At 63.2% G+C, this 2,672-nt stretch carries 1 protein-coding gene and 1 pseudogene; both read left to right on the top strand.

Annotated features, from left to right (window positions below; translation table 11 throughout):
- Positions 1-583 (top strand): annotated as a pseudogene (locus tag B7Y43_RS19775) (DNA-directed RNA polymerase subunit beta); the annotation flags it as partial.
- A gap of 139 nt (positions 584-722) precedes the next feature.
- Positions 723-2,672, top strand: a 1,950-nt coding sequence (gene rpoC, locus B7Y43_RS19780; protein ID WP_374133377.1) for a DNA-directed RNA polymerase subunit beta', incomplete at its 3' end; no start/stop codon positions are given.

Here is a 2,672-nt window from a genome sequence, read left to right on the forward strand (position 1 = left end):
CGCCCGCGACGGTGACCAGATCGCCGAGCTCGCCGAATATTCGAAGACGGGTATCCCGATGGGCACCCCCGTGTTCGACGGCGCGCGCGAAAAGGACGTCTCCGAAATGCTGGCGCTGGCGGGGCTCGACACCTCGGGTCAGTCGGAGCTGTTCGACGGGCGCACCGGCGAGATGTTCGATCGCAAGGTGACGGTGGGCATCATCTACATGCTCAAGCTGCACCACCTTGTGGACGACAAGATCCACGCGCGTTCGATCGGCCCCTACTCGCTCGTTACCCAGCAGCCGCTGGGCGGCAAGGCGCAGTTCGGCGGCCAGCGCTTTGGTGAAATGGAGGTCTGGGCGCTCCAGGCCTATGGCGCCGCGTACACCTTGCAGGAAATGCTGACGGTGAAGTCCGACGACGTGGTCGGCCGCACCAAGGTCTATGAGGCGATCGTCAAGGGCGACGACACCTTCGAGGCCGGCATTCCGGAGAGCTTCAACGTGCTCGTCAAGGAAATGCGCTCGCTGGGTCTGAACGTCGAGCTGAAGAGCATCGAGCAGTTCGACAGCGACGGCGTCGCGATCGCGGCGGAGTAAGCCAACCCTCCCTCTCCCCCGCGGGGAGAGGGCCGGGGTGAGGGGCTGCCACGAGCGCAGCAGGGCTTGACTGCCCCTCACCCAACCCTCTCCCCGATGGGGAGAGGGCTACAGAATTCTGAGGAAGGGTCCCCTACCCATGAACGAACTGACCAACTTCGCGAACCCGGTCGCCAAGCCGGAAACCTTTGACCAGATCCAGATCGGGATCGCGTCGCCTGACCGCATCCGTTCGTGGTCGTTCGGCGAGATCAAGAAGCCCGAGACCATCAACTACCGGACGTTCAAGCCCGAGCGTGACGGCCTGTTCTGCGCGCGCATCTTTGGCCCGATCAAGGATTACGAGTGCCTGTGCGGCAAGTACAAGCGCATGAAATACAAGGGCATCGTCTGCGAAAAGTGCGGCGTCGAGGTCACCGTCTCGAAGGTCCGGCGTGAGCGGATGGGCCATATCGAGCTCGCCGCCCCCGTCGCGCACATCTGGTTCCTGAAGTCGCTGCCGTCGCGCATCGGCCTGCTGCTCGACATGCAGCTCAAGCAGCTCGAGCGCGTGCTGTATTTCGAGGCCTATATCGTGATCGAGCCGGGCATCACCCCGCTCGAGAAGTTCCAGCTGATGACCGAGGACGAGCTCCTCGACGCGCAGGACCAGTACGGCGAGGACGCCTTCTCGGCCGGGATCGGCGCCGAAGCCGTGCGGATCATGCTGCAGGACCTCGATCTCGAGGGTGAGCGCAAGGAGCTGCTCGAAGAGCTCGCCGTCACCAAGTCCGAACTCAAGCCCAAGAAGATCATCAAGCGGCTCAAGGTCGTCGAGAGCTTCATCGATTCGGGCAACAAGCCCGAGTGGATGATCCTCGAAGTCGTGCCGGTCATCCCGCCCGAGCTGCGCCCGTTGGTGCCGCTCGACGGTGGCCGCTTCGCGACGTCGGATCTGAACGATCTCTATCGCCGCGTGATCAACCGCAACAACCGCCTGAAGCGGCTGATGGAATTGCGCGCGCCGGACATCATCGTCCGCAACGAAAAGCGCATGCTGCAGGAAGCCGTCGACGCGCTGTTCGACAACGGCCGCCGCGGTCGCACGATCACGGGCGCCAACAAGCGTCCATTGAAGTCGCTCTCGGACATGCTCAAGGGCAAGCAGGGCCGTTTCCGCCAGAACCTGCTCGGCAAGCGCGTCGATTATTCGGGCCGCTCGGTCATCGTGACCGGGCCTGAGCTCAAGCTGCACCAGTGCGGCCTGCCCAAGAAGATGGCGCTCGAGCTGTTCAAGCCGTTCATCTACGCGCGCCTCGACGCCAAGGGTCTGTCGATGACCCTCAAGCAGGCGAAGAAGTGGGTCGAGAAGGAGCGCAAGGAAGTCTGGGACATTCTGGACGAGGTGATCCGCGAGCATCCCGTGATGCTCAACCGTGCGCCGACGCTCCACCGTCTCGGCATCCAGGCGTTCGAGCCGGTGCTGATCGAGGGCAAGGCGATCCAGCTTCACCCGCTCGTCTGCTCGGCGTTCAACGCCGATTTCGACGGCGATCAGATGGCGGTCCACGTGCCGCTCTCGCTGGAAGCCCAGCTCGAAGCGCGCGTGCTGATGATGTCGACCAACAACATCCTGTCGCCTGCCAACGGCAAGCCGATCATCGTGCCGTCGCAGGACATGGTGCTCGGGCTCTACTACATCACGATGATGAAGGAGAACGAGCCCGGCGAAGGCATGATGCTGACCGACATGGCCGAGGTGCATCACGCGCTCGATTCAGGCGCGGTGACGCTCCACACCAAGATCATCGCCCGCGTTCCGCAGACCGATGAGGAGGGCAAGCCTTACCTGAAGCGCTTCGAGACGACTCCGGGCCGGATGCTGCTCGGCGAAACGCTGCCGAAGAGCCACAAAGTGCCCTTCGACATCGTCAACCGGCTGCTGACCAAGAAGGACGTCGGCGACGTGATCGACGAGGTCTATCGCCACACCGGCCAGAAGGAGACCGTGCTGTTCGCCGATGCGATCATGGCGCTCGGTTTCCGCCACGCGTTCAAGGCCGGCATCTCGTTCGGCAAGGACGACATGATCATCCCCGACGCGAAGATC

It is taken from the genome of Sphingomonas sp. 28-62-20, assembly GCF_002281505.1.